Source organism: Vibrio limimangrovi (assembly GCF_054064025.1).
Genome location: NZ_JBSUGF010000002.1, coordinates 318,396 through 339,468, shown reverse-complemented (window position 1 = coordinate 339,468; position 21,073 = coordinate 318,396). Strand labels below are relative to the sequence as shown.

Sequence of the window (21,073 nt, the reverse complement as noted above, 5' to 3'; positions counted from 1 at the left end):
CATTAATAAACCCCGAGTTCGCTCGGGGTTTTTGTATTTATTATGATTATTAAAGCAAAAAATAAATCTTTGGACCTTTCTCGTCCACACGTAATGGCAATCCTCAACGTCACTCCAGATTCGTTCTCTGATGGTGGTAAATACAATTCACTGGACTTAGCACTTACGCGAGTCGAAAGTATGATAAAGGCCGGTGTCAGTATTATCGACGTAGGCGGTGAATCTACCCGACCAGGTGCACCAGAAGTCACTTTGGAAGATGAACTCCAACGTGTAATTCCGGTCGTTAAAGCGATTCGCGCTAAGTTCCCGCTAGTGTGGATCTCTGTCGATACCAGTAAAGCGGAAGTGATACGTCAATCGGTGGAAGCGGGCGCGGATCTGATCAACGACATCCGTTCTTTAACCGAACCGGGTGCACTGGAAGTGGCAGCACAAGCGAATGTTCCAGTCTGTATCATGCACATGAAAGGCCAGCCGAAGACAATGCAACAGGATCCTCAATATGATGATCTGATGCAAGAGGTTGAACAGTTTCTGACTGAGCGTATGGCGGTCTGTGAGGCGGCGGGTATTGCTCGTGAGAATATCATTCTTGATCCCGGCTTTGGCTTTGGCAAAACGGTAGAACACAATTATCATATGCTCGCTCATCTTGAGAAGTTTCATGAATTTGGCTTACCTATTTTGGCGGGTATGTCTCGTAAATCGATGATTTTCAAAGTATTGGAGAAGCCTGCAGCGGAGTGTACCAATGCGAGTGTCGTTTGTGCCACGATAGCTGCCATGAAAGGCGCACAGATCATTCGTGTTCACGATTTTGAAGAAACAATCGAAGCATTGAAAATCGTTGAGATGACACTAAATAATATTTAAAAAATAACAAAGGAAAGTGTATGTCTGATAAAAGACGCTACTTTGGTACAGACGGTGTACGTGGCAAGGTTGGGCAGTATCCCATCACACCTGATTTCGTACTTAAGCTTGGTTGGGCTGCTGGTCGCGTGTTAGCGAAGCAAGGCACAAAGAAAGTGATTATCGGCAAAGATACGCGTATCTCTGGCTACATGCTGGAATCGGCACTGGAAGCTGGACTGGCTGCTGCTGGTCTTAAAGCGACTTTTACCGGCCCGATGCCAACACCTGCCGTTGCTTACTTAACCCAAACGTTCCGGGCGGAAGCTGGCATTGTAATCTCAGCATCTCATAACCCTTATTACGACAATGGCATCAAATTTTTCTCTTCTGAAGGCACCAAGCTTCCTGATGATATCGAACTGGCCATTGAAGCGGAGCTGGATAAAGATATCGAATGTGTTGAGTCTGCGCTGTTAGGTAAAGCAACTCGATTGAACGATGCAGCTGGTCGTTACATTGAGTTCTGTAAAAGTACGTTCCCATCAGTATTAAACCTTAAGAACCTAAAGATTGTTGTCGACTGTGCACATGGCGCTACCTACCACATCGCACCAAACGTATTCAGCGAACTTGGTGCTGACGTGATCGCGATGGGTGTTGAGCCGAATGGTACTAATATCAACCATGAAGTGGGTGCAACAGATGTACGAGCGCTTCAGAAACGCGTTATCGATGAGCAAGCTCATTTAGGTCTGGCATTTGATGGTGACGGCGATCGCCTGATCATGGTTGATCACCTGGGTAACAAAGTCGACGGCGATCAAATTGCCTATATTATTGCTCGCGATGCGCTGCGTCGTGGTGAGCTTAAGGGGGGGGTCGTTGGTACGCTGATGACAAACCTGGGTATGGAAAATGGCCTTAAGCAGCTGGGTATTCCATTTGCTCGCGCTGCGGTTGGTGACCGCTATGTCATGGAGAAACTCCTGGAAAAAGGCTGGAAAATCGGTGCTGAAAACTCAGGTCACATCATCCTGCTCGATAAAGTGACTACTGGCGATGCAATTGTGGCGGCACTACAAGTTCTTGCTTCTATTGTGGGTAGTGATATGTCGCTGCATGAGCTTTCAAAAGGCATGACGCTTTATCCACAAGTACTGGAGAACGTACGTTTCTCTGGCGATAGCAATCCACTAGAAGCTAAAGCGGTACTTGATTCTGTCGCAGAAGTCGAAGCAGAGTTGGGTGACAAAGGGCGAGTATTGCTACGTAAATCAGGCACAGAACCTCTTATACGTGTCATGGTCGAAGGGGAAGATGCAGAGCTTGTGCAGAACTCAGCGTTAAAAATTGCTGAGGCTGTAAAAGCGAGTTTTTAATCATCACCTTAATTCAACGATCAAAAGAAAAGGGCACATTTTGCCCTTTTTTTGAGCGCTTGATGCGCTAACGTGGATTTTTTACTAATTTTCCCTTGTCAGCGTTACTGGCTTTCGCTAGTATTGCAGCGCCTCCCGTTAGGAGGCCGCTAGCCTTGTTCATTTAATAAAATTGATTATTTTTGAGCGGCGCTGGCTCAACAATTAGGACATAGGTGGAAAAAATGTATCAAGTTCTACTTGTGATTTACCTGTTGGCAGCGCTTGGTGTGATTGGCCTTGTGTTGATTCAACAAGGTAAAGGCGCAGATATGGGAGCCTCGTTCGGTGCAGGTGCTTCAAACACAGTGTTTGGTGCTAGCGGCTCAGGTAATTTCTTAACCCGAACAACAGCTATTTTAGCAACCGTATTTTTTATCGTTAGCTTGGCACTTGGTCGTATGTCTACACATAAGACTGAGTCACAATGGGTAGACCCGACACTAGGTCAGCCAGTTGTAGAACAAGTTAAAGATGCAGCGAGTGAAGTGCCAGCACCAACAGGTGATGAGATTCCTCAATAAGCTGCAAGGTTTTGCTGCCGAGATGGTGAAATTGGTAGACACGCTAGCATGAGGTGCTAGTGCCTTAGGTGTGAGGGTTCGAGTCCCTCTCTCGGCACCATGTATTTACAAACTTGTAAATCACTTGTTTGCGAGTATAATGCTCAGCAAGTCGGACGCGGGGTGGAGCAGCTTGGTAGCTCGTCGGGCTCATAACCCGAAGGTCGTCGGTTCAAATCCGGCCCCCGCAACCAATCTTTTCTAAATGTTAGAAAATATCTTCTAAATATTAGAAAAAGATGATTGGCAAGTTTATGTAGTGCTAACCACACTACGAGTTAAGAACAGTATTTTTGACTATTCTTAACGTATCAGGGTCCAGCAGCACAAAACCCCGACTATATCGGGGTTTTTTGTTATCTGAGTTTTTTAATTAACTCAGGTCACTGCTTGGTTTTTTGATTGGGCTCTGAGCCCTTTTTTTGTTTCTGGAGTGGTTTAAATGACTGGTTTAGAAAGACAACTTACTGAAATGCTTGAAGCACCTGTTGAGGCATCGGGCTATGAGTTGGTTGGATTAGAATTCATTCGAGCAGGCGCGCACTCAACGTTACGCATCTATATTGACCATGAGAATGGCATTAACGTCGACGACTGTGCAGAAGTTAGCCACCAAGTAAGTGCGGTATTAGACGTTGAAGATCCAATTTCGGTAGCTTACAGCTTAGAAGTGTCTTCCCCAGGTCTAGAAAGACCACTTTTCAAAGCAGCACATTACGAGCAATTTATTGGTCACGAGGTCAGCATCGTTTTGAAAATGGCTGTGGCAAACCGTCGTAAGTGGAAAGGTATTATCCACGGCGTTGATGGTGAAACAGTAACAATGACTGTTGATGGTCAACAAGAAGAGTTTGCTTTAAGTAACATTTCAAAAGCTAACCTGATCCCTAAATTTTAGTTCCCTAAAAAAGTTTAAGCTTAGAGGCTAAATACAATGAGTAAAGAAATTTTAGCGGTAGCAGAAGCAGTATCGAACGAAAAAGCGGTACCTCGTGAGCGTATCTTTGAAGCTCTTGAGATTGCTCTAGCAACTTCTACAAAGAAAAAATACGAAATTGAAATCGACGTACGTGTTGCTATTGACCGTAAAACAGGCGAATTCGTTACTTACCGTCGTTGGTTGGTTGTTGACCAAGTTGAGCACCCAACAAAAGAGATTTCTCTGGAAGCAGCACAATATGACGATGAGTCAGTTCAGCTAGGCGACTACATAGAAGATGAAATTCAATCAGTAATCTTCGACCGTATTACGACGCAAACTGCTAAGCAAGTTATCGTACAAAAAGTACGTGAAGCTGAACGTGCACAAATCGTTGAACAGTTTATTGATAACGAAGGTGATCTGATCACTGGTGTTGTTAAAAAAGTGAACCGCGACACTATCGTTCTTGACCTTGGCAACAACGCTGAAGCGGTTATCCTGCGTGATGACCAACTTCCTCGTGAAAACTTCCGTCCAGGAGACCGTGTACGTGGTCTGCTGTACAAAGTTGCTCCAGAAGCGCGCGGTTTCCAACTGTTTATTACTCGCTCTAAGCCAGAAATGCTTGCAGAACTATTCCGTGTAGAAGTCCCTGAAATCGCTGAAGAAATCATCGAACTGAAAGGTGCAGCTCGTGATCCTGGTTCTCGTGCAAAGATCGCAGTAAAAACCAACGACAAGCGTATTGACCCAGTTGGTGCGTGTGTTGGTATGCGTGGTGCACGTGTACAAGCTGTATCTGGCGAGCTTGGTGGTGAGCGTATTGATATCGTTCTTTGGGATGATAACCCGGCTCAGTTTGTTATCAACGCAATGGCGCCAGCTGACGTTGCTTCAATCATCGTTGATGAAGATGCACACTCAATGGACATCGCGGTTGAAGCAGATAACCTTGCACAAGCTATCGGTCGTAACGGTCAGAACGTGCGTTTGGCTTCTCAGCTGACTGGTTGGGAACTGAATGTGATGACAGTTGCTGATCTGCAGAAGAAACACGCTGAAGAATCACAAGCGTCTATCGACAACTTCATGAAGTACCTTGATATTGAAGAGGATTTCGCACAACTACTTGTTGAAGAAGGTTTCTCAACATTAGAAGAAGTTGCCTACGTTCCGGTTAACGAATTGCTTGAAATCGATGGTCTCAACGAAGAGCTTATTGAAGAGCTACGTGGCCGTGCGAAAGACGCCCTAACAACTATTGCGTTAGCGCAAGAAGAATCCTTCGAAGGTCTGGAGCCTGCTGAAGACCTGCTTGGTCTTGAAGGTCTGGAACGTGAAATGGCATTTAAATTGGCAGCAAAAGGTGTTGCAACACTTGAAGATCTAGCTGACCAAGGCATTGACGATTTAGAAGGTATTGAAGGCCTGACCGAAGAGCGTGCAGGTGAGCTAATTATGGCCGCACGTAACATCTGTTGGTTCGGCGAAGAAGCATAATTTCAGCAAGGAGGAAGCGGCATGACACAATTAACAGTTAAAGCACTGAGTGATGAGATTGGTACGCCAGTCGACCGCTTGATTGAGCAACTTGCTGACGCTGGTATTAACAAGGCGAGCTCTGATAATGTTACTGATGAAGAGAAGCAACAGCTTCTTTCTCATCTGAAAAAAGAACACGGTGATAAATCTGGCGATTCAGAGCCGACTCGCCTTACGCTACAGCGTAAGACTCGTAGTACACTTAGTGTAAATGCGGGTGGTGGTAAGAGTAAGAATGTTCAGGTTGAGGTGCGCAAGAAACGTACATACGTGAAGCGCAGCACAATTGAAGATGAAGCGAAACGTGAAGCTGAAGAAGCAGCACAACGTGAAGCAGAAGAAGCAGCAACACGCGCAGCTGAAGAAGCAGCAAAGCGTGAAGCTGAAGACGCTGCAAAACGTGAAGCTGAAGAAGCAGCAAAACGCGAAGCGGAAGAAAATGCGAAACGTGAAGCTGAAGAAACGGCAAAACGTGACGTAGACACGAAAGCACAACGTGACGCTGAAGAAAAAGCGAAACGTGACGCTGAAGATAAAATTAAGCAAGAAGCAGCGCGAAAAGAGGCCGACGAGCTTAAACGTCGTCAGGAAGAAGAAGCTAAGCGTAAGGCTGAAGAGGATAGTCAGCGCAAGCTCGAAGAGGCTCGCGAATTGGCTGAGAAAAATAAAGAGCGTTGGTCTGCTGCAGAAGAGAAAAAGGGTGATATGGAAGATACAGATTACCATGTAACGACTTCACGATACGCACGTGAAGCCGAAGATGAAGCAGATCGCAGAGAAGAAGCGGGTCGTCGTAATAAGAAGAAGACAAAACCTTCTCAAAAGGATGATCAGGCACGTAATGGTGTTCGCGCCCCGCGTGGCGGTAAAGGCGGTCGTAAAGGCAAACTAGCTAAGCCAACATCAATGCAGCACGGCTTTGATAAGTCTGCGACAGTAGCTAAACAAGATGTTGTGATTGGTGAAACGATCGTTCTGTCTGAACTTGCTAACAAGATGTCTGTGAAAGCGACAGAAGTTATCAAAGTGATGATGAAGATGGGCGCAATGGCGACTATCAACCAAGTTATCGATCAAGAAACTGCACAGCTTGTGGCTGAAGAAATGGGTCACAAAGTTGTTCTTCGTAAAGAGAATGAACTAGAAGAAGCGGTACTGTCAGATCGTGATACAAACGCAGAAGCACTTCCTCGTGCTCCAGTTGTTACTATCATGGGTCACGTTGACCACGGTAAAACTTCAACACTGGACTACATTCGTCGCACACACGTTGCGTCAGGCGAAGCGGGTGGTATTACCCAGCACATTGGTGCGTACCACGTAGAAACTGAGAACGGCATGATCACGTTCCTTGATACTCCGGGACACGCAGCGTTTACTGCAATGCGTGCACGTGGTGCTCAAGCGACAGATATCGTTGTTCTTGTTGTTGCAGCAGATGATGGCGTAATGCCACAAACCGTTGAAGCTATCCAGCACGCGAAAGCGGCAGGGGTACCTCTGATTGTTGCTGTAAACAAGATCGATAAAGAAGATGCTAACCCAGACAACGTTAAGAATGAGCTAGCTCAGTACGACGTTATTCCTGAAGAGTGGGGCGGTGAGAACATGTTTGTTCACATCTCTGCAAAACAGGGTACAAACATCGACGGTCTTCTGGAAGCAATCCTTCTACAATCTGAAGTTCTAGAACTTACAGCAGTGAAAGAAGGTATGGCATCTGGTGTTGTCGTGGAATCTCGCCTGGATAAAGGTCGTGGTCCTGTTGCAACCGTACTGGTTCAGTCTGGTACGTTAAACAAAGGCGATATCGTACTTTGTGGTCAGGAATACGGTCGTGTTCGTGCGATGCGCGATGAACTGGGTCACGAGATTACAGAAGCAGGTCCGTCAATTCCAGTAGAGATCCTAGGTCTTTCTGGTGTGCCAGCTTCAGGTGACGAAGCAACAGTAGTTCGTGATGAGCGTAAAGCTCGTGAAGTTGCAAACTACCGTGCAGGTAAGTTCCGTGAAGTGAAACTTGCTCGTCAGCAGAAATCTAAACTAGAGAACATGTTCTCTAACATGACTGCTGGTGAAGTTGCTGAACTGAACGTAGTTCTTAAAGCCGACGTACAAGGCTCTGTGGAAGCTATCGCTGACTCACTAGTGAAACTGTCTACTGACGAAGTGAAAGTAAACATCGTAGGTTCTGGTGTTGGTGGTATTACTGAAACTGATGCAGTACTTGCAGAAGCTTCAAACGCAATCATCCTTGGCTTTAACGTACGTGCTGATGCATCTGCTCGCCGTGCAATTGAAGCTGCAAGTGTTGATCTACGTTATTACTCAATCATCTACCAGCTAATCGACGAAGTTAAACAAGCGATGAGCGGTATGCTTGCTCCAGAATTCAAGCAAGAGATCATTGGTCTTGCTGAAGTACGTGACGTATTTAAGTCACCGAAACTGGGTGCAATCGCTGGCTGTATGGTTACTGAAGGTCTGATTAAGCGTAACAACCCAATCCGTGTACTACGTGATAACGTTGTTATTTACGAAGGTGAGCTAGAATCACTACGTCGCTTTAAAGATGACGTTCAAGAAGTTAAGAATGGCTACGAGTGTGGTATCGGCGTTAAGAACTACAATGACGTTCGCGTTGGTGACCAAATCGAAGTGTTCGAAGTCGTTGAGATTCAACGTACTCTAGACTAATTGACTAAAATTACACCTATTATCTTAGATAGAACAGTCTTTGATAGATAAGTAGTAATTGGTTGTTGAATACACCATGGGGGGCTGGCTTTGACCAACCCCCCATTCTTTCTATATAAGAGAAAAGATATGTCAAAAGAATTTAGCCGCACGCAGCGTGTTTCACAGCAGCTGCAAAAAGAACTTGCCATGATCCTCCAGCGCGAAGTTCGTGATTCACGTCTGGGAATGGTGACTATCTCAGATGTAGAAGTCTCTCGTGATCTGGCTTACGCAAAAGTATTCGTTACTTTCCTATGTGTGGGTGAGCAAACACCAGAATCTTGTCTTGCAGCGCTTCGTGAACACGAAGTTCACATCCGCATGATGTTAGGCAAGCGTATTCGCCTACGTCTGACTCCAGAAATTCGTTTCTACTACGACAACACGCTCGTAGAAGGTATGCGTATGTCTAATCTGGTGACTGAAGTTGTAAACTCAGACAAGAAAAAGCAAAAAGATTCTGGCCGTGAGGATGAGGAATAATGGCTCGTCGTCGTAAAGGTCGTCCAATTAACGGTGTTATCCTGTTGGATAAACCAACCGGTATTTCTTCCAATGACGCGCTGCAAAAAGTAAAGCGAATCTACTTTGCTGAAAAAGCGGGTCACACTGGTGCTTTGGATCCTCTAGCGACGGGTATGTTGCCGATCTGTTTAGGTGAGGCGACCAAGTTTTCTCAGTTCCTGTTGGATTCAGACAAGCGTTACCGAGTGATTGCGAAACTGGGTGAGCGTACCAATACATCAGACTCTGATGGTGAAGTCGTCGAAACTCGTCCGGTTGATGTGGATCTTGAGAAGCTAGAAGCGTGCATTGAAAAATTCCGCGGTGAATCTGATCAAGTACCTTCGATGTTCTCTGCGCTTAAATACCAGGGTAAACCACTGTACGAATACGCTCGTAAAGGTATAGAAGTGCCTCGTGAGTCGCGTAAAATTACGGTCTATGAAATCATCCTTCATCGTTTTGAAGGTGACGAAGTAGAGATGGAAGTACACTGCTCGAAAGGTACTTACATTCGCACGATCGTTGATGATCTTGGTGAAATGCTAGGCTGTGGTGCTCACGTGACTATGCTCCGTCGTACAGGTGTTGCTAAGTACCCATATGAGAAAATGGTGACGCTTGAGCAACTTAACGAGTTACTAGAGCAAGCGCATCGTGAAGAGATCGCGCCGCGTGAACTGTTGGATCCACTGCTTATGCCAATGGACACCGCAGTAGAAGACTTGCCAGAAGTGAACTTGATACCAGAGCTAGCTGACATGGTTCAGCACGGCCAGCCTGTTCAGGTTGGTGGTGCTCCTACAGAAGGTTCTCTTCGCCTTACCATGGGAGAAGAGCGCTTATTTATCGGCGTTGGTGAGATGAACAACGACGGTAAGATCGCACCAAAACGTTTGGTGGTTTTCCGCGACGAAGAGTAATCTCGCACCAGTCAGAAAAATACCGGCTTTTAAGTCGGTATTTTTATATTGCGCGAGTAAGGAAACTTCCTTATAATTCGCGCTCCTCGTGTCGGCTGAATCAGAGATTGGCTGACACAAATATTAACTTACTCTTATTAGGAGAGAATTATGTCTCTGAATGCAGAAACTAAAGCAGCAATCGTTGCAGAATACGCACAAGGCGAAGGCGACACTGGTTCACCAGAAGTTCAAGTAGCTCTACTTACAGCTTCTATCAACCACCTACAAGGTCACTTCAAAGCTCACAAAGGCGATCACCACAGCCGTCGTGGTCTTCTACGTATGGTTTCTCGTCGTCGTAAACTTCTAGATTACCTAAAAGGTAAAAACCTAGAGCGTTACCAAGACCTAATCAAGCGTCTAGGCCTACGTCGCTAATCAGCGACTGCATAGCAGTTTGTCGAAAAAGGGGCTTTATGCCCCTTTTTTGTTGCCCTTATTTATTTTTTGACTGCTAAAGCTTATTTTGACTGCTATAGCTTAGCCAAATCATCCTTAAGCCGTTATAATACTGGCGGCTTAATCTTTTGCTGCTGTTCTGGACAAGTGAGTCGTCGTTATTTCAATTGAGACGTCACTATATAGAGATAGAGCAGTACATCAGATTTTTCACTAAACTCATTGCATTACAGTCAACCTCGTCGACCAAAAGGTCGCGGCTATTAAAAGGGAATTTGTTTGAATTTCTTTTCACTAGTCGCGATTCGTAATGTCTTGAGTGTTTATTAACACAACTAAGCGGCTGTTTATCAGTATGCTTAGAAACAAGGAATAACAATGTTCGAAAAACCAGTTGTTAAAACGTTCCAGTACGGTAACCACACAGTTACTCTAGAAACTGGCGTTATTGCACGTCAAGCTACAGCAGCAGTTATGGTAACTATGGACGATACAGCAGTATTCGTTTCTGTAGTGGGTAAAAAAGAAGCGGTAGCAGGTCAAGATTTCTTCCCTCTTACCGTTAACTACCAAGAGCGTACTTACGCAGCGGGTAAAATCCCTGGTGGTTTCTTCAAGCGTGAAGGTCGCCCATCTGAAGGCGAAACGCTAACAGCTCGTCTAATCGACCGCCCAATCCGTCCGCTGTTCCCTGATGCTTTCAAAAATGAAGTGCAAGTTATCGCTACGGTTGTGTCTGTAAACCCTGCTGTTCAACCAGATATCCCAACAATGATTGGTACATCTGCGGCACTAGCTATTTCTGGTATCCCGTTCAATGGTCCTATCGGTGCAGCACGTGTTGGTCACATCGATGGTCAACTAGTACTTAACCCAAGCCAAACTGAGCTAGATTCATCTCGTCTGGACCTTGTGGTTGCGGGTACAGAATCAGCAGTACTAATGGTTGAGTCAGAAGCTGACAACCTAACTGAAGAAGAGATGCTAGCTGCGGTTGTATTCGGTCACGATCAACAACAAGTTGTTATCAATGCCATCAACGAGTTCAAAGCTGAAGTTGCAACTCCAGCATGGGATTGGGTTGCTCCTGAAGCAAACACTGCGCTTAACGCTAAGATTGCTGAACTTGCAGAAGCTAAGCTTGTTGAGGCTTACCAAATCACTGAGAAGATGGCTCGTTACGACCGTATCCATGAAATTGCGGCTCAAGTAAACGAAGCACTACTTGCTGAAGATCCAGAAGCGGATACTAAAGAAATTCACACTATCTTCCACGATTTAGAGAAGACAGTAGTACGTCGTAGCATCATCGCGGGTAATCCACGTATCGATGGTCGTGAGAAAGATATGGTTCGTGCGCTAGACGTACGTACAGGTGTTCTTCCACGTACACACGGCAGCGCGCTATTCACTCGTGGTGAAACTCAGGCGCTAGTGACGGCGACTCTAGGTACTCAACGTGATGCTCAAATCATCGATGAGCTAACTGGTGAGCGTAAAGATCACTTCCTGCTACACTACAACTTCCCTCCATACTGTGTGGGCGAGACTGGTTTCGTAGGTTCTCCTAAGCGTCGTGAAATCGGCCACGGTAAACTTGCTAAGCGTGGTATTGCAGCAGTAATGCCTTCTGTTGATGAGTTCCCATACACAGTACGTGTGGTATCAGAAATCACTGAATCTAACGGTTCATCTTCAATGGCTTCTGTATGTGGTACATCTCTGGCTCTTATGGATGCGGGTGTGCCAATCAAAGCTTCTGTTGCGGGTATCGCAATGGGTCTTGTTAAAGAAGGTGACGACTTCGTTGTTCTTTCTGACATCCTTGGTGATGAAGACCACCTAGGTGACATGGACTTTAAAGTTGCAGGTACTAACACTGGTGTTACTGCACTTCAAATGGACATCAAGATCGAAGGTATCACGAAAGAGATCATGCAAATTGCGCTTAACCAAGCTCAAGGTGCACGTAAGCACATCCTATCTGTAATGGATGAAGCAATTTCTGGTGCTCGTGACGATATCTCTGAGTTTGCTCCTCGCATTCACACAATGAAGATCAGCGCAGAGAAGATCAAAGACGTTATCGGTAAAGGTGGTGCAGTTATCCGTGCTCTAACGGAAGAAACGGGCACAACGATCGAAATCGAAGACGACGGCACTATCAAGATTGCAGCAACTGAAGGCGCGGCAGCGAAAGAAGCGATCCGTCGTATTGAAGAGATCACTGCTGAAGTTGAAGTAGGCCGTATCTACACAGGTAAAGTTGCACGTCTGGCAGACTTTGGTGCTTTCGTAACCGTACTTCCTGGTAAAGATGGTCTTGTGCACATTTCTCAAATTGCTGAAAAGCGTGTTGAGAAAGTGTCTGATTACCTAACTGAAGGTCAGGAAGTTCAAGTTAAAGTTCTTGAAATCGACCGTCAGGGCCGTGTACGTCTGAGCATGAAAGAAGCGGTAGAAAAGCCAGCTGAAGAAGCAGCGGCTGAAGCACCTGCAGCTAAAGACGAGTAATCTACAGTTAGCCTTTCGGTCTTTTAATAGCTTAAGAGACTGAAAGCATGCTATAAAGGGGAGCATTTTTGCTCCCTTTTTTTGGTTTGTTTCAAGGAGTTTGTCCTCAGGGAAGGCAAATTATCCTACTATTGCATATAAAGATAAGACATAAGAGAAACAGACCCGGAGCGGTCCAAACAGGAGTATCAATTAGTGAAATGGTTTCAAACCGCAAGTTTATGTGTTGCTATCGTACTGACTGGTTGTGCAAATATTTCTCAGCAGCCAGAACAGACGCTGGTATATCCACCAATGGCTGTTCCTCTGCAACCTAGTGTGCAGCAGGAGGTTCAAATTGCGCGTTTGTCACAGCTCTTACAGCGTCCTGATCTTAGTGATGAAGTTCGTGCCAAAATGCACTTCGAGCGCGGCAATTACTATGACAGTGTGGGTTTGCGTGATCTTGCTCGTTTGGATTTCAACCAATCTTTACAGTTGAACCCAGCTCAACCAGATATCTTCAATTTGTTGGGTGTTTATTTTACTCAGGTTGGAGAATTTGATGCCGCGTATGAAGCCTTTGATTCGACCTTAGAACTTGCGCCAGATAACAGCTATGCTGAGAGGAACCGCGCGATAGCCTTGTACTATGGCGGTCGTATTGATCTCGCTCTGGAAGATATGACCAAGCACTACGAAGAGATGCCGAGTGATCCATTTCGCGCATTGTGGTTGTACATTATTGAAGCCGATCAGGACCTGGAACAAGCGAAAGCGAATCTCAGCAAACACTATCAACGTGATCGTAGCGAAGAGTGGGGTTGGGTTTTAGTCGCGATTATGCTGCGCGATGTTTCAGACGATAAAGCTCTGAAAGTCATCATGGAAGGCACCAGAGAGAACTACCGACTCGCTGAGCGATTAACTGAAACCTACTTTTATTTAGGCAAACGTCACCAGCTTGAGGGCGATTTTGCGAGAGCGGTGTCCCTGTACAAACTAGCGATCTCCTTCAACGTCTATGATTACGTGGAACATCGATACTCATTTCTGGAATTGGCCCAGATCTATGAGCAGCTTCAGCAAGATAGGATGGCTAAGTTAAAAGCCGAAGAGCAAGAGTAAAAATAGTTTAGAGCCGCTCAGTGAGCGGCTTTTTGATAGTAGTAGCGTAATTTTCATTAAGTCGTTCACGATCAAAATTCAATTTTCAGTTTAACGAGTTAGCGGTGCTAACGGTTGGTAGTAGTTATGCAAGGCTCGATTTATAAACAATATTGGAGATACACCATTCCAACCGTCGCCGCAATGTTGGTGAACGGCATGTATCAAGTTATCGACGGCATTTTCATTGGCCGTTATGTCGGTGCTGAAGGATTAGCTGGTATCAATGTGGCTTGGCCGGTCATCGGCTCTATTCTCGGAATTGGCATGATGGTTGGGGTGGGAACCGGAGCGCTCGTTTCGATTAAGCGTGGAGAGCAAGATCAGGAAGGCGCTAAACGGATTTTGACGACTGGTCTGCTATTGCTAGTCGCCTTGATGCCATTAGTTGCCACAACGTTGTTCTATTTTTCAGATGAGTTTATCCGCTGGCAGGGCGCACAGGGCAGAGTGTATGAGCTTGGCCTTCAGTATTTACACATACTGATTTTTTCGTGCATTTTCACGCTTGGCTCCATCGCCATGCCATTTTTATTGCGCAATGACGACAGTCCTAATTTAGCGACGATATTGATGGTGATTGGCGCGATCACCAATATTGTGTTGGATTATTTTTTTATTGCCTGGCTCAACTGGGAACTAACAGGTGCGGCGATTGCAACTGCAACGGCTCAAATGGTCGTGACCGTACTGGGAATCTGCTATTTCTTTTCGTCAAAAGCCAAACTGCGTTTAAGTTTGAGTCAAGTAAAAGTTCAGTTGGATATCGTACCCAAGATTGTCATGATCGGCGGTTCGAGTTTCTTTATGTACGCTTATGGTTCTACCATGGTTGCGCTACATAACTCGTTGTTTGCCCAATATGGCAGCGCACTATTAATCGGCGCTTATGCGATCTTAGGCTATATCGTAACCGTGTATTTCTTGGTTGCTGAAGGCATAGCCAACGGCATGCAACCATTAGTGAGTTACGCTCAGGGAGCACGTAAACCGGAAAATATCCGGAAGTTACTCAAAATAGCGATGGGAACTGCGGTGCTTGGTGGTGTCGCTTTTGTGGCCTTGATGAATATTTTCCCTTACGAGTTGGTATCGGTGTTCAACAGCTCAGATCAGCAGCTGATTGAGAGCGCAGTATTGGGCATCAGGCTCCATATGTTCGCCCTGTTTCTGGATGGCTTTTTGATGGTTTCTGCCGCTTACTATCAATCGATGAACAAAGGCAGTAAGGCGATGTTTATCACGGTCGGCAATATAATGGTTCAGCTTCCATTTCTGTTCATCATGCCCAAAATATTTGGCGTGGTTGGAATTTGGATCGCCTTCCCACTGTCTAACATTGCGTTAAGTTTAGTGGTGATGACCATGTTATGGCGCGATGTGAAGCGATTGCTCCGAGAGGGATCGGTTGAACCAAGCTTGCAAGCTTCTTAACATTGATAGAGTCGTACAAAAAGCGAGGCGTTAACCTCGCTTTTTTACTTCCAGAGTTAAATATTTTGCACATCCAAGCCAGCAAGTTGGTGCCAGTAACCATTACATTGACGGCTTTCGAGTCTCTGAGGCTTTTCGCCTTTTTCATTGGCACGGAACTGTTCAAGCTCAGAAAAGGTACTGATACCAAGCGGGCTCAGGCGCACTACATCTACCAGTCCTTGCATACTCAGCAAGTCATTGATTAAGTTGTAGCAGTAACCTGATTGAGTTTGGATACCGTTGAGGTTGAACACTTCTTGTCCTTCCTGGCTACTTACCTGAATGCCAGTTGGGTATTTAATACAGCAGGTTTCGCAATCGTCTTTAGCACGGTTTTCGGCACGAGCGGTAAAGCAACGTGCAGAGTAGGCTAATGGCAGGTAGCCATGGCTGAATACTTCTACTTCAAATTTATTGCGAATACCCAGCTTCTCACATTGAGCCAATGTATCGCTTAGCCAGTCACGTGAGAGTTCGACCGGCATACACCAGCGAGTCATGCCTTGTTTGAGAAACAGATTCAGGGTGTGCGCATTGTAGGTGTTAATTGCAGGCCCAACGACAAACGGTACTTTATGCTCAGAGGCGAGTTGAACCGCAGAGACATCATTGGCCTCGATAGCAAAGTCACCATTGTCGATATACTTCTTCATGATGTTCACTTCACTTGGTGCTTCGAGCAGTGCCATGGTAGAGAGCACCACTTGTTTTCCCGATGCAGAGAGTTCTTTCGCGATGTCAAACCAATGAGCAGGTTTCATCTCTCGTCTTTTTGAACAGACCGTTTCACCTAAGTAGATGATGTCGGCGGCACTCTCTTTCGCTTGTTGGTAGAACGCTTCGATGTCTTGTTTTGGCCAGAAGTACAGTAGTGGACCAAGTGCGTATTTCATTGAATTATCCATCTAAACCTCTATTGCCATTGACGGTGGTAAGCACCTAACGTGGTTTGTGTGCCTTCAGATACGTTGGCCAGTGTCGCATCCCACGCCGCTTCCACTTGGTAAGCCTCAGGATTTTCTTGGTATCGATCAATCGCGGCGCGCCATGTGCGAGTTACCTGTTCCACATAGGCAGGGCTGCGTTGACGACCTTCAATTTTTACCGATGCTACGTTAGCGGCAAACAATTCAGGAAGCATAGAAAGCGTATTCAGACTGGTCGGTTCTTCCAGTGCATGGTAGCGTTTTTTCTCCCCTTCGATCTCAGCCTCGAAACGGCCTTTGCATAAGGTTGGGTAGCCCGCGTTTTCTCCTGCGCTGTAACGATCAATAAGAATGTCATTGAGTCGGGATTCTAAACCTTGAGCGGTCTCTTGCCAGCGAACGTATTTAGCCGGAGAGCAAGCGCCGACGGTATTTGGCGATTCACCAGTCATATAGGACGATAAATAACAGCGACCTTCAGACATGATGCACAAACTGCCGAAGGCAAACACTTCCAGTTCTACATCACTGATGATATTACGTGACAACTGTTTTACCTGATGAATAGAAAGCACACGTGGAAGCACCACTCGTTTTACGTTGAAGTTTTGCTTATAAAACTCAATAGCCGCGACGTTGGTTGCCGATGCTTGTACTGATAAGTGAAGTTCTAATTCCGGGTATTTTCGAGCAGCGTATTCCAGTATCGCAATATCAGCGACGATTAAAGCATCCACACCTAATGCTGCCGCGTTGTCGACTGCATTAGTCCAGCGTTCAAATCCGTTAGGGTGGGCAAACGTGTTGAGTGCGACGTGAATTTTTTTGTTGTGGTCATGAACGTACTGCACCGCTTTATCTAGTTTTTTACCGTGAAAGTTCAAGCCAGCAAAGTGACGAGCGTTTGTATCGTCTTTGAAGCCGATGTAGACGGCGTCTGCACCGCAATCAATCGCGGTTTTTAACGCAGGAAGGTTACCCGCGGGACACAAGAGTTCCATATGCTCACAATCATTGAGAATAAAAAGGTGTTCGCATTTTATGAAGAATTATTAATAGCTAATTTGACCTAAGTTAGGTTTAGCTCAATAAACTTAATATTTACCCCTTGAGAGTAAGAGGTTAGTTCTTGTGTCGGCGATTTTGTACAAAGAGTTCTTCGATTTCCTGTTTAGGCTGAGGGCGATAAAAATGGAATCCCTGGATCGAGTGGCATTGCAGATTTGAAAGCAATGTGGCTTGCTGGAGGGTTTCTACTCCTTCAGCGACGACGTATAAATCGAGTGATTTACCCAGATTGATTATGTTTTCGATCACCGTCACTTGTTTCGGTAACGCGTCGATATCATTGATAAAAGCCCGGTCAATTTTGAGCTCATCGATAGGGAAACGAGCCAGGTAAGAGAGCGAAGAGTAACCAGTTCCGAAGTCATCAATAGACAGAGCAAAGCCAAGCTTCTTGATGGCGTTGAGCATTTGCAGTGTATGGTCACTGTCGCTCATCACCGCAGTTTCTGTGAGTTCAAAAGTAATGCAGTTAGGATCGAGTTCCGTCGTGCGCAGTAACTTCTCCATAAAGTCGATAAGCTGCGGATTCCCGAACTGTTCCGGAGACAAGTTGATCGCCACACGACCCGGCAAAATACCTTGCTGTTTCCAGCGTTTGACGGTGTTAAATACATCACGCATGACCACACGGCCCAAGTGTTCAATTAATCCTGCTCGCTCTGCTACGGGAATGAATGCTCCCGGACTGATGTAGCCTTCGACCGGATGTTTCCAACGAACCAAGGCCTCGGCACCATTGATACTGAAATCGCGAGCGTTCACTTTAGGTTGATACCAAACTTCCAGGCCATTTTGCTGCAGAGCTTTTTGTAGTTCGATTTCCAGCCACAAACGCATGCGTGCTTCTTTATTCATCTGCTCATTGAACTGGATCAGACGATTACGTCCACGATCTTTCGCTTCATACATCGCGGTATCGGCGTTTTGCAGCAAAATTCTGGCATCGTGGCCGTCTTCAGGATAACGAACACTCCCAATTGAGCACGCCAGACGCTTACTAAAGTGGTGTAAATCAAAAGGTTGATTGATCAAAGAAATAATGCGCTCTGAAAGAATATCCGCCATGCGAGCGTTTTCAGGTTCAGGTAGCAGAATTCCGAACTCATCACTGCCAAGATGACCAATGATAGCCTGGCTGGGGAGATGGCGTTTTAGGCGAGTTGCAACCTCCTGAATCACTTTGTCTCCAATGTGGTGGCCCAGTGAATCATTGATGTTTTTGAAGTTATCGATATCCAGATAAAAGAGCAGCAATGGTGTCTGGCTTTTGAGCAGTTGTTCCAGACGCATCGTAAAACCAAAACGGTTGTAGAGCTTGGTCAGGGAATCTGTATGCGCGTCTTCATTGAATGCTGACGATAAGCTTTTGGGCACGCTGTCCGCATCTTGGATCAAAATAATTTGCGACGTGTTACCTAAGATTACCGTTGAGTCCGCATGCAGTTGTACTTTACGCTCAAATCCGCATCGCGCACTGGTTAAGCAGACAAATGGTTTATCTGAGATCAGAGTACTTAAAGGGTGGCTAAATACTTTCTTTGTGTTTTCATCAATGAATAAGCGGCTGAGCGTTTCGCCAAGCAAATCCTGTGGAGAGTTGAGCCCCAATAGCCTTGCAGATGCCGGGTTGGCTGAGATGATGATGTCATCTTCGATGAGTAACAAACCATCGGGTAAAAGTTGGGTGAGCTTGGTAAATTTACTTTCTGACTCTTCTAGTGAACGAACAAGAATGTGTTTTTCAGATGTATCAATAGCATGAAAAACCACGCACTTAACATCACTTCCTTCATAGACTGGTGACAAGCTGAAATGCAGGCTGGTTTCTAGATCGGTTTCATCCAGGGTGATTTCCGCTTCAATATGAACACCGTCAAAAGCACGTTGATAGTAAGGCGCGAGCTTCTTGTAAAACTCTTCTCCCAGCACATGTTTATCGGTTAAGCCAATAAGTTCTTCGTTGCTTAAGCCTGCGATATCGCAATAGCGTTCACTCACCATTCGATAACTGTGTTTATTATCAAGAATGGAAAAAAAGAAAGGGCTGTTCGAGGTTAGCGTGGCAAACCAATGTTGTAATTGTTGGGAAGGCATGAGGTTTTTACCGATTTCCAATGAGCCAGACAGTACATCCGTGTTTTAAACGCGCGTGTCGAGTAAGTTAACCTCGCTGGTTTCAAGCTCGTATTGAGCGCAACTAAGTCATTGACTTAATTGCCGACTTGAAAACATTTGAATATGGGCGCTCAATAACTATAACTTTGAAAATACAGCAGTTAAAGCGTTTATATCTCTGAAAGCTTCAATAATTCATATAAGTTCAAAAAATGAGGCGTTTATGACCCAATGAAAACAAACCGTTTATTGATACATAACAGGGATGAGACGCAAGCAATTGCGTAAGATGACGGCTTTGATGATACAGCAACGGATAATGAACGTGTTAAACAAGATTCGCAGTCAACTAGTCAAGAACGCAGCCAACATCTTGCGTTCACCAGTCCAGTTATTACCACAAACGGTTCAGAAAAAAGCCTTGCTTGAAGGGCTTAAAATGGTATTCAAAGAAGCCTTGGAAGATGGTGACTTTGAGTTTTTGCAAGATAAGTGGTTAAAAATTGCGATTAAAGACTTGAACTTAGCATGGTACATTAGCTACCAGGATGAAAAATTAGTCGTGGCTGAAAAACCAGTTCATGAAGATGTGAGTTTTAGTGGTAATCTAAACGACCTAGTACTGATTGCTGGTCGTAAAGAAGACCCTGACACGATGTTTTTTCAACGTCGCCTTTCAATAGAAGGTGATACTGAGCTTGGCTTAGAAGTGAAAAACCTAATGGACAGTGTCGACTTAGAGCAGCTACCAAAAGCAATGCAAGTAGCGCTGAACCAACTGGCTGACTTTGTCCAAAAAGGGGTTCAAGAGCCTGCACAACAACCCGGAGTAGCGAATGCTTATTCGAACTGAAGCCCCTGCGGACATTCTTACCATTGACCGCTTATTGAAACACGCCTTTCCGACGGAGGCAGAAGCCAACTTGGTGATGCGTTTACGTGAAAACGGCAAGCTGACTTTGTCGTTGGTGGCGTGTACGGATGAAGGCGAGGTCATTGGTCATGCTTTGTTTAGTCCAGTGACATTAAATGGTGAAGATTTGTCATGGCAAGGGCTGGCACCATTGGCTGTTCATGAGGACTATCGCCGTCAAGGTATCGCTGCCAACTTGATTAAAGAAGGCTTTGAATCTTTACGTGATTTTGGTTACCCGGTGTGTGTCGTACTCGGTTCGCCAGACTACTATGCCCGTCAAGGTTTTAAAGCTTGTGAAGAGATGGGATTTGAATGTGCCTGGGAAGTGCCAGAAGGAGCATTTCGTATTGCAGAAATCGTCGAAGGTCAATGTGCAGGGCACTCTGGACGCATTGAGTATTCGCCTGAATTTTCAGACCTATAAGCGAAAAGTTAAGTGACAACTCCGAAACAGCCAGTGGAAAACCCCTGGCTGTTTTTTGTTTGGACATGCTACCGCGATAGAGCTGCAGCAATAGTCTATTGGGTATCGTTACCATTATTTGATAGTATTGCCGGGTTCAAACAGGTGACGAAAAATGTCGAGTAACGAAAAACAGTATTTACATGAGATGGGGATCAGCACTTGGGAGTTGATTCATCCGGATAGATTAGCGGGCTATCATTCGCCGAAGATTGATTTGCCTGAAGCTTGCAAGCTTCTGTTGGTTTCCCCTGTGTGCCCAACGAATGAATCTGTGATTCTGTTCGAAAAAATACTGCAGAGTATGAAGTTGACGCTCGACCAGTCCATGCATCTTGAACCAGAACGCTTATCTCAACTAGAGGCTCATCATCTGGAGTGGATATGGTTTGCTGGGTGTGAAGCGAAAGCGTATGAAAACACCAAGCAACTGACTTCTCCGGTACTCGAAGATATTGATGGTAACAACGAGCAAAAAAGAGCGCTTTGGCAGCAAATTTGTTCTTACTCGTAACGCTGGTAATCATCTCAGTTTGGGA

18 protein-coding genes and 2 tRNA genes are annotated in these 21,073 nt (G+C 45.5%); 17 read left to right on the top strand and 3 right to left on the bottom strand.

Annotated features, from left to right (window positions below; translation table 11 throughout):
• Nucleotides 1-42: 42 nt before the first annotated feature.
• From folP to ACWYU8_RS03560, 14 genes are all read left to right on the top strand, one after another.
• Nucleotides 43-876: a dihydropteroate synthase gene (folP, locus tag ACWYU8_RS03625; protein ID WP_457517221.1), complete on the top strand. Its 834-nt coding sequence runs from the start codon at nt 43-45 to the stop codon at nt 874-876.
• Nucleotides 877-896: 20 nt separating this feature from the next.
• Nucleotides 897-2,237, top strand: a complete 1,341-nt coding sequence (glmM, locus tag ACWYU8_RS03620) for a phosphoglucosamine mutase (protein WP_457517220.1) — start codon at nt 897-899, stop codon at nt 2,235-2,237.
• A gap of 224 nt (nt 2,238-2,461) precedes the next feature.
• Nucleotides 2,462-2,800, top strand: a complete 339-nt coding sequence (gene secG / locus ACWYU8_RS03615) for a preprotein translocase subunit SecG (RefSeq protein WP_457517218.1) — start codon at nt 2,462-2,464, stop codon at nt 2,798-2,800.
• A 16-nt stretch (nt 2,801-2,816) separates the two neighbouring features.
• Nucleotides 2,817-2,900: transfer RNA gene (locus ACWYU8_RS03610), tRNA-Leu, on the top strand.
• Between the two features lie 56 nt (nt 2,901-2,956).
• Nucleotides 2,957-3,033: transfer RNA gene (locus ACWYU8_RS03605), tRNA-Met, on the top strand.
• Between the two features lie 248 nt (nt 3,034-3,281).
• Nucleotides 3,282-3,737, top strand: a complete 456-nt coding sequence (gene rimP / locus ACWYU8_RS03600; protein WP_457517217.1) for a ribosome maturation factor RimP — start codon at nt 3,282-3,284, stop codon at nt 3,735-3,737.
• A gap of 36 nt (nt 3,738-3,773) precedes the next feature.
• On the top strand, nt 3,774-5,261 hold the full coding sequence (gene nusA, locus ACWYU8_RS03595) for a transcription termination factor NusA (RefSeq protein ID WP_457517215.1): 1,488 nt from the start codon (nt 3,774-3,776) through the stop codon (nt 5,259-5,261).
• 21 nt (nt 5,262-5,282) lie between these two features.
• Nucleotides 5,283-8,000, top strand: a complete 2,718-nt coding sequence (infB, locus tag ACWYU8_RS03590) for a translation initiation factor IF-2 (RefSeq protein ID WP_457517213.1) — start codon at nt 5,283-5,285, stop codon at nt 7,998-8,000.
• 129 nt (nt 8,001-8,129) lie between these two features.
• Nucleotides 8,130-8,525, top strand: a complete 396-nt coding sequence (gene rbfA, locus ACWYU8_RS03585) for a 30S ribosome-binding factor RbfA (RefSeq protein ID WP_457517211.1) — start codon at nt 8,130-8,132, stop codon at nt 8,523-8,525.
• Nucleotides 8,525-9,469, top strand: a complete 945-nt coding sequence (truB, locus tag ACWYU8_RS03580; RefSeq protein WP_457517210.1) for a tRNA pseudouridine(55) synthase TruB — start codon at nt 8,525-8,527, stop codon at nt 9,467-9,469. The genes rbfA and truB overlap by 1 nt, the downstream gene beginning before the upstream one ends.
• A 150-nt stretch (nt 9,470-9,619) precedes the next feature.
• Entirely contained in the window at nt 9,620-9,889 is a 270-nt protein-coding gene (gene rpsO, locus ACWYU8_RS03575) for a 30S ribosomal protein S15 (protein ID WP_070972367.1), read from the top strand.
• Between the two features lie 399 nt (nt 9,890-10,288).
• Nucleotides 10,289-12,424, top strand: a complete 2,136-nt coding sequence (gene pnp / locus ACWYU8_RS03570) for a polyribonucleotide nucleotidyltransferase (protein WP_457517208.1) — start codon at nt 10,289-10,291, stop codon at nt 12,422-12,424.
• A 195-nt stretch (nt 12,425-12,619) separates the two neighbouring features.
• Complete coding sequence (nlpI, locus tag ACWYU8_RS03565; RefSeq protein ID WP_457517207.1) at nt 12,620-13,531, top strand: lipoprotein NlpI; 912 nt, start codon at nt 12,620-12,622, stop codon at nt 13,529-13,531.
• Nucleotides 13,532-13,657: 126 nt separating this feature from the next.
• Nucleotides 13,658-15,004, top strand: coding sequence for an MATE family efflux transporter (locus ACWYU8_RS03560; protein WP_457517206.1), 1,347 nt, complete (start codon nt 13,658-13,660; stop codon nt 15,002-15,004).
• Nucleotides 15,005-15,060: 56 nt separating this feature from the next.
• Here the strand turns inward: ACWYU8_RS03560 and ACWYU8_RS03555 are convergent, their stop codons facing one another.
• The 3 genes from ACWYU8_RS03555 to ACWYU8_RS03545 all read right to left on the bottom strand — a co-directional run bounded on the left by ACWYU8_RS03555 (nt 15,061) and on the right by ACWYU8_RS03545 (nt 19,134).
• Nucleotides 15,061-15,939, bottom strand: a complete 879-nt coding sequence (locus tag ACWYU8_RS03555) for a U32 family peptidase (RefSeq protein WP_457517204.1) — start codon at nt 15,937-15,939, stop codon at nt 15,061-15,063.
• 20 nt (nt 15,940-15,959) lie between these two features.
• The gene (ubiU, locus tag ACWYU8_RS03550; protein WP_457517202.1) at nt 15,960-16,973 is read right to left on the bottom strand and encodes a ubiquinone anaerobic biosynthesis protein UbiU; all 1,014 of its coding nucleotides are present in this window, start codon (nt 16,971-16,973) and stop codon (nt 15,960-15,962) included.
• Between the two features lie 121 nt (nt 16,974-17,094).
• Nucleotides 17,095-19,134: an EAL domain-containing protein gene (locus tag ACWYU8_RS03545; RefSeq protein WP_457517200.1), complete on the bottom strand. Its 2,040-nt coding sequence runs from the start codon at nt 19,132-19,134 to the stop codon at nt 17,095-17,097.
• A gap of 346 nt (nt 19,135-19,480) precedes the next feature.
• Here ACWYU8_RS03545 and ubiT point away from each other — a divergent pair, with 346 nt between their 5' ends.
• From ubiT to ACWYU8_RS03530, 3 genes are all read left to right on the top strand, one after another.
• Nucleotides 19,481-20,008: a ubiquinone anaerobic biosynthesis accessory factor UbiT gene (gene ubiT, locus ACWYU8_RS03540; protein ID WP_457517198.1), complete on the top strand. Its 528-nt coding sequence runs from the start codon at nt 19,481-19,483 to the stop codon at nt 20,006-20,008.
• Complete coding sequence (locus tag ACWYU8_RS03535; RefSeq protein ID WP_457517196.1) at nt 19,992-20,495, top strand: GNAT family N-acetyltransferase; 504 nt, start codon at nt 19,992-19,994, stop codon at nt 20,493-20,495. The genes ubiT and ACWYU8_RS03535 overlap by 17 nt, the downstream gene beginning before the upstream one ends.
• A 154-nt stretch (nt 20,496-20,649) precedes the next feature.
• Nucleotides 20,650-21,048, top strand: coding sequence for a DNA polymerase III subunit psi (locus ACWYU8_RS03530; protein ID WP_457517195.1), 399 nt, complete (start codon nt 20,650-20,652; stop codon nt 21,046-21,048).
• Nucleotides 21,049-21,073 lie beyond the last annotated feature (25 nt).

Excerpts from the sequence above, each read along its gene's own strand:
- pnp (WP_457517208.1), top strand. The coding sequence starts at position 10,289 with ATGTTCGAAAAACCAGTTGTTAAAACGTTCCAGTACGGTAACCACACA.
- ACWYU8_RS03560 (WP_457517206.1), top strand. The coding sequence starts at position 13,658 with ATGCAAGGCTCGATTTATAAACAATATTGGAGATACACCATTCCAACC.
- glmM (WP_457517220.1), top strand. The coding sequence starts at position 897 with ATGTCTGATAAAAGACGCTACTTTGGTACAGACGGTGTACGTGGCAAG.
- truB (WP_457517210.1), top strand. The coding sequence starts at position 8,525 with ATGGCTCGTCGTCGTAAAGGTCGTCCAATTAACGGTGTTATCCTGTTG.
- secG (WP_457517218.1), top strand. The coding sequence starts at position 2,462 with ATGTATCAAGTTCTACTTGTGATTTACCTGTTGGCAGCGCTTGGTGTG.
- rbfA (WP_457517211.1), top strand. The coding sequence starts at position 8,130 with ATGTCAAAAGAATTTAGCCGCACGCAGCGTGTTTCACAGCAGCTGCAA.
- ubiU (WP_457517202.1), bottom strand. The coding sequence starts at position 16,973 with ATGGAACTCTTGTGTCCCGCGGGTAACCTTCCTGCGTTAAAAACCGCG.
- rimP (WP_457517217.1), top strand. The coding sequence starts at position 3,282 with ATGACTGGTTTAGAAAGACAACTTACTGAAATGCTTGAAGCACCTGTT.
- nusA (WP_457517215.1), top strand. The coding sequence starts at position 3,774 with ATGAGTAAAGAAATTTTAGCGGTAGCAGAAGCAGTATCGAACGAAAAA.
- infB (WP_457517213.1), top strand. The coding sequence starts at position 5,283 with ATGACACAATTAACAGTTAAAGCACTGAGTGATGAGATTGGTACGCCA.
- ACWYU8_RS03535 (WP_457517196.1), top strand. The coding sequence starts at position 19,992 with ATGCTTATTCGAACTGAAGCCCCTGCGGACATTCTTACCATTGACCGC.
- ACWYU8_RS03545 (WP_457517200.1), bottom strand. The coding sequence starts at position 19,134 with ATGCCTTCCCAACAATTACAACATTGGTTTGCCACGCTAACCTCGAAC.
- rpsO (WP_070972367.1), top strand. The coding sequence starts at position 9,620 with ATGTCTCTGAATGCAGAAACTAAAGCAGCAATCGTTGCAGAATACGCA.
- ACWYU8_RS03530 (WP_457517195.1), top strand. The coding sequence starts at position 20,650 with ATGTCGAGTAACGAAAAACAGTATTTACATGAGATGGGGATCAGCACT.
- ACWYU8_RS03555 (WP_457517204.1), bottom strand. The coding sequence starts at position 15,939 with ATGAAATACGCACTTGGTCCACTACTGTACTTCTGGCCAAAACAAGAC.
- folP (WP_457517221.1), top strand. The coding sequence starts at position 43 with ATGATTATTAAAGCAAAAAATAAATCTTTGGACCTTTCTCGTCCACAC.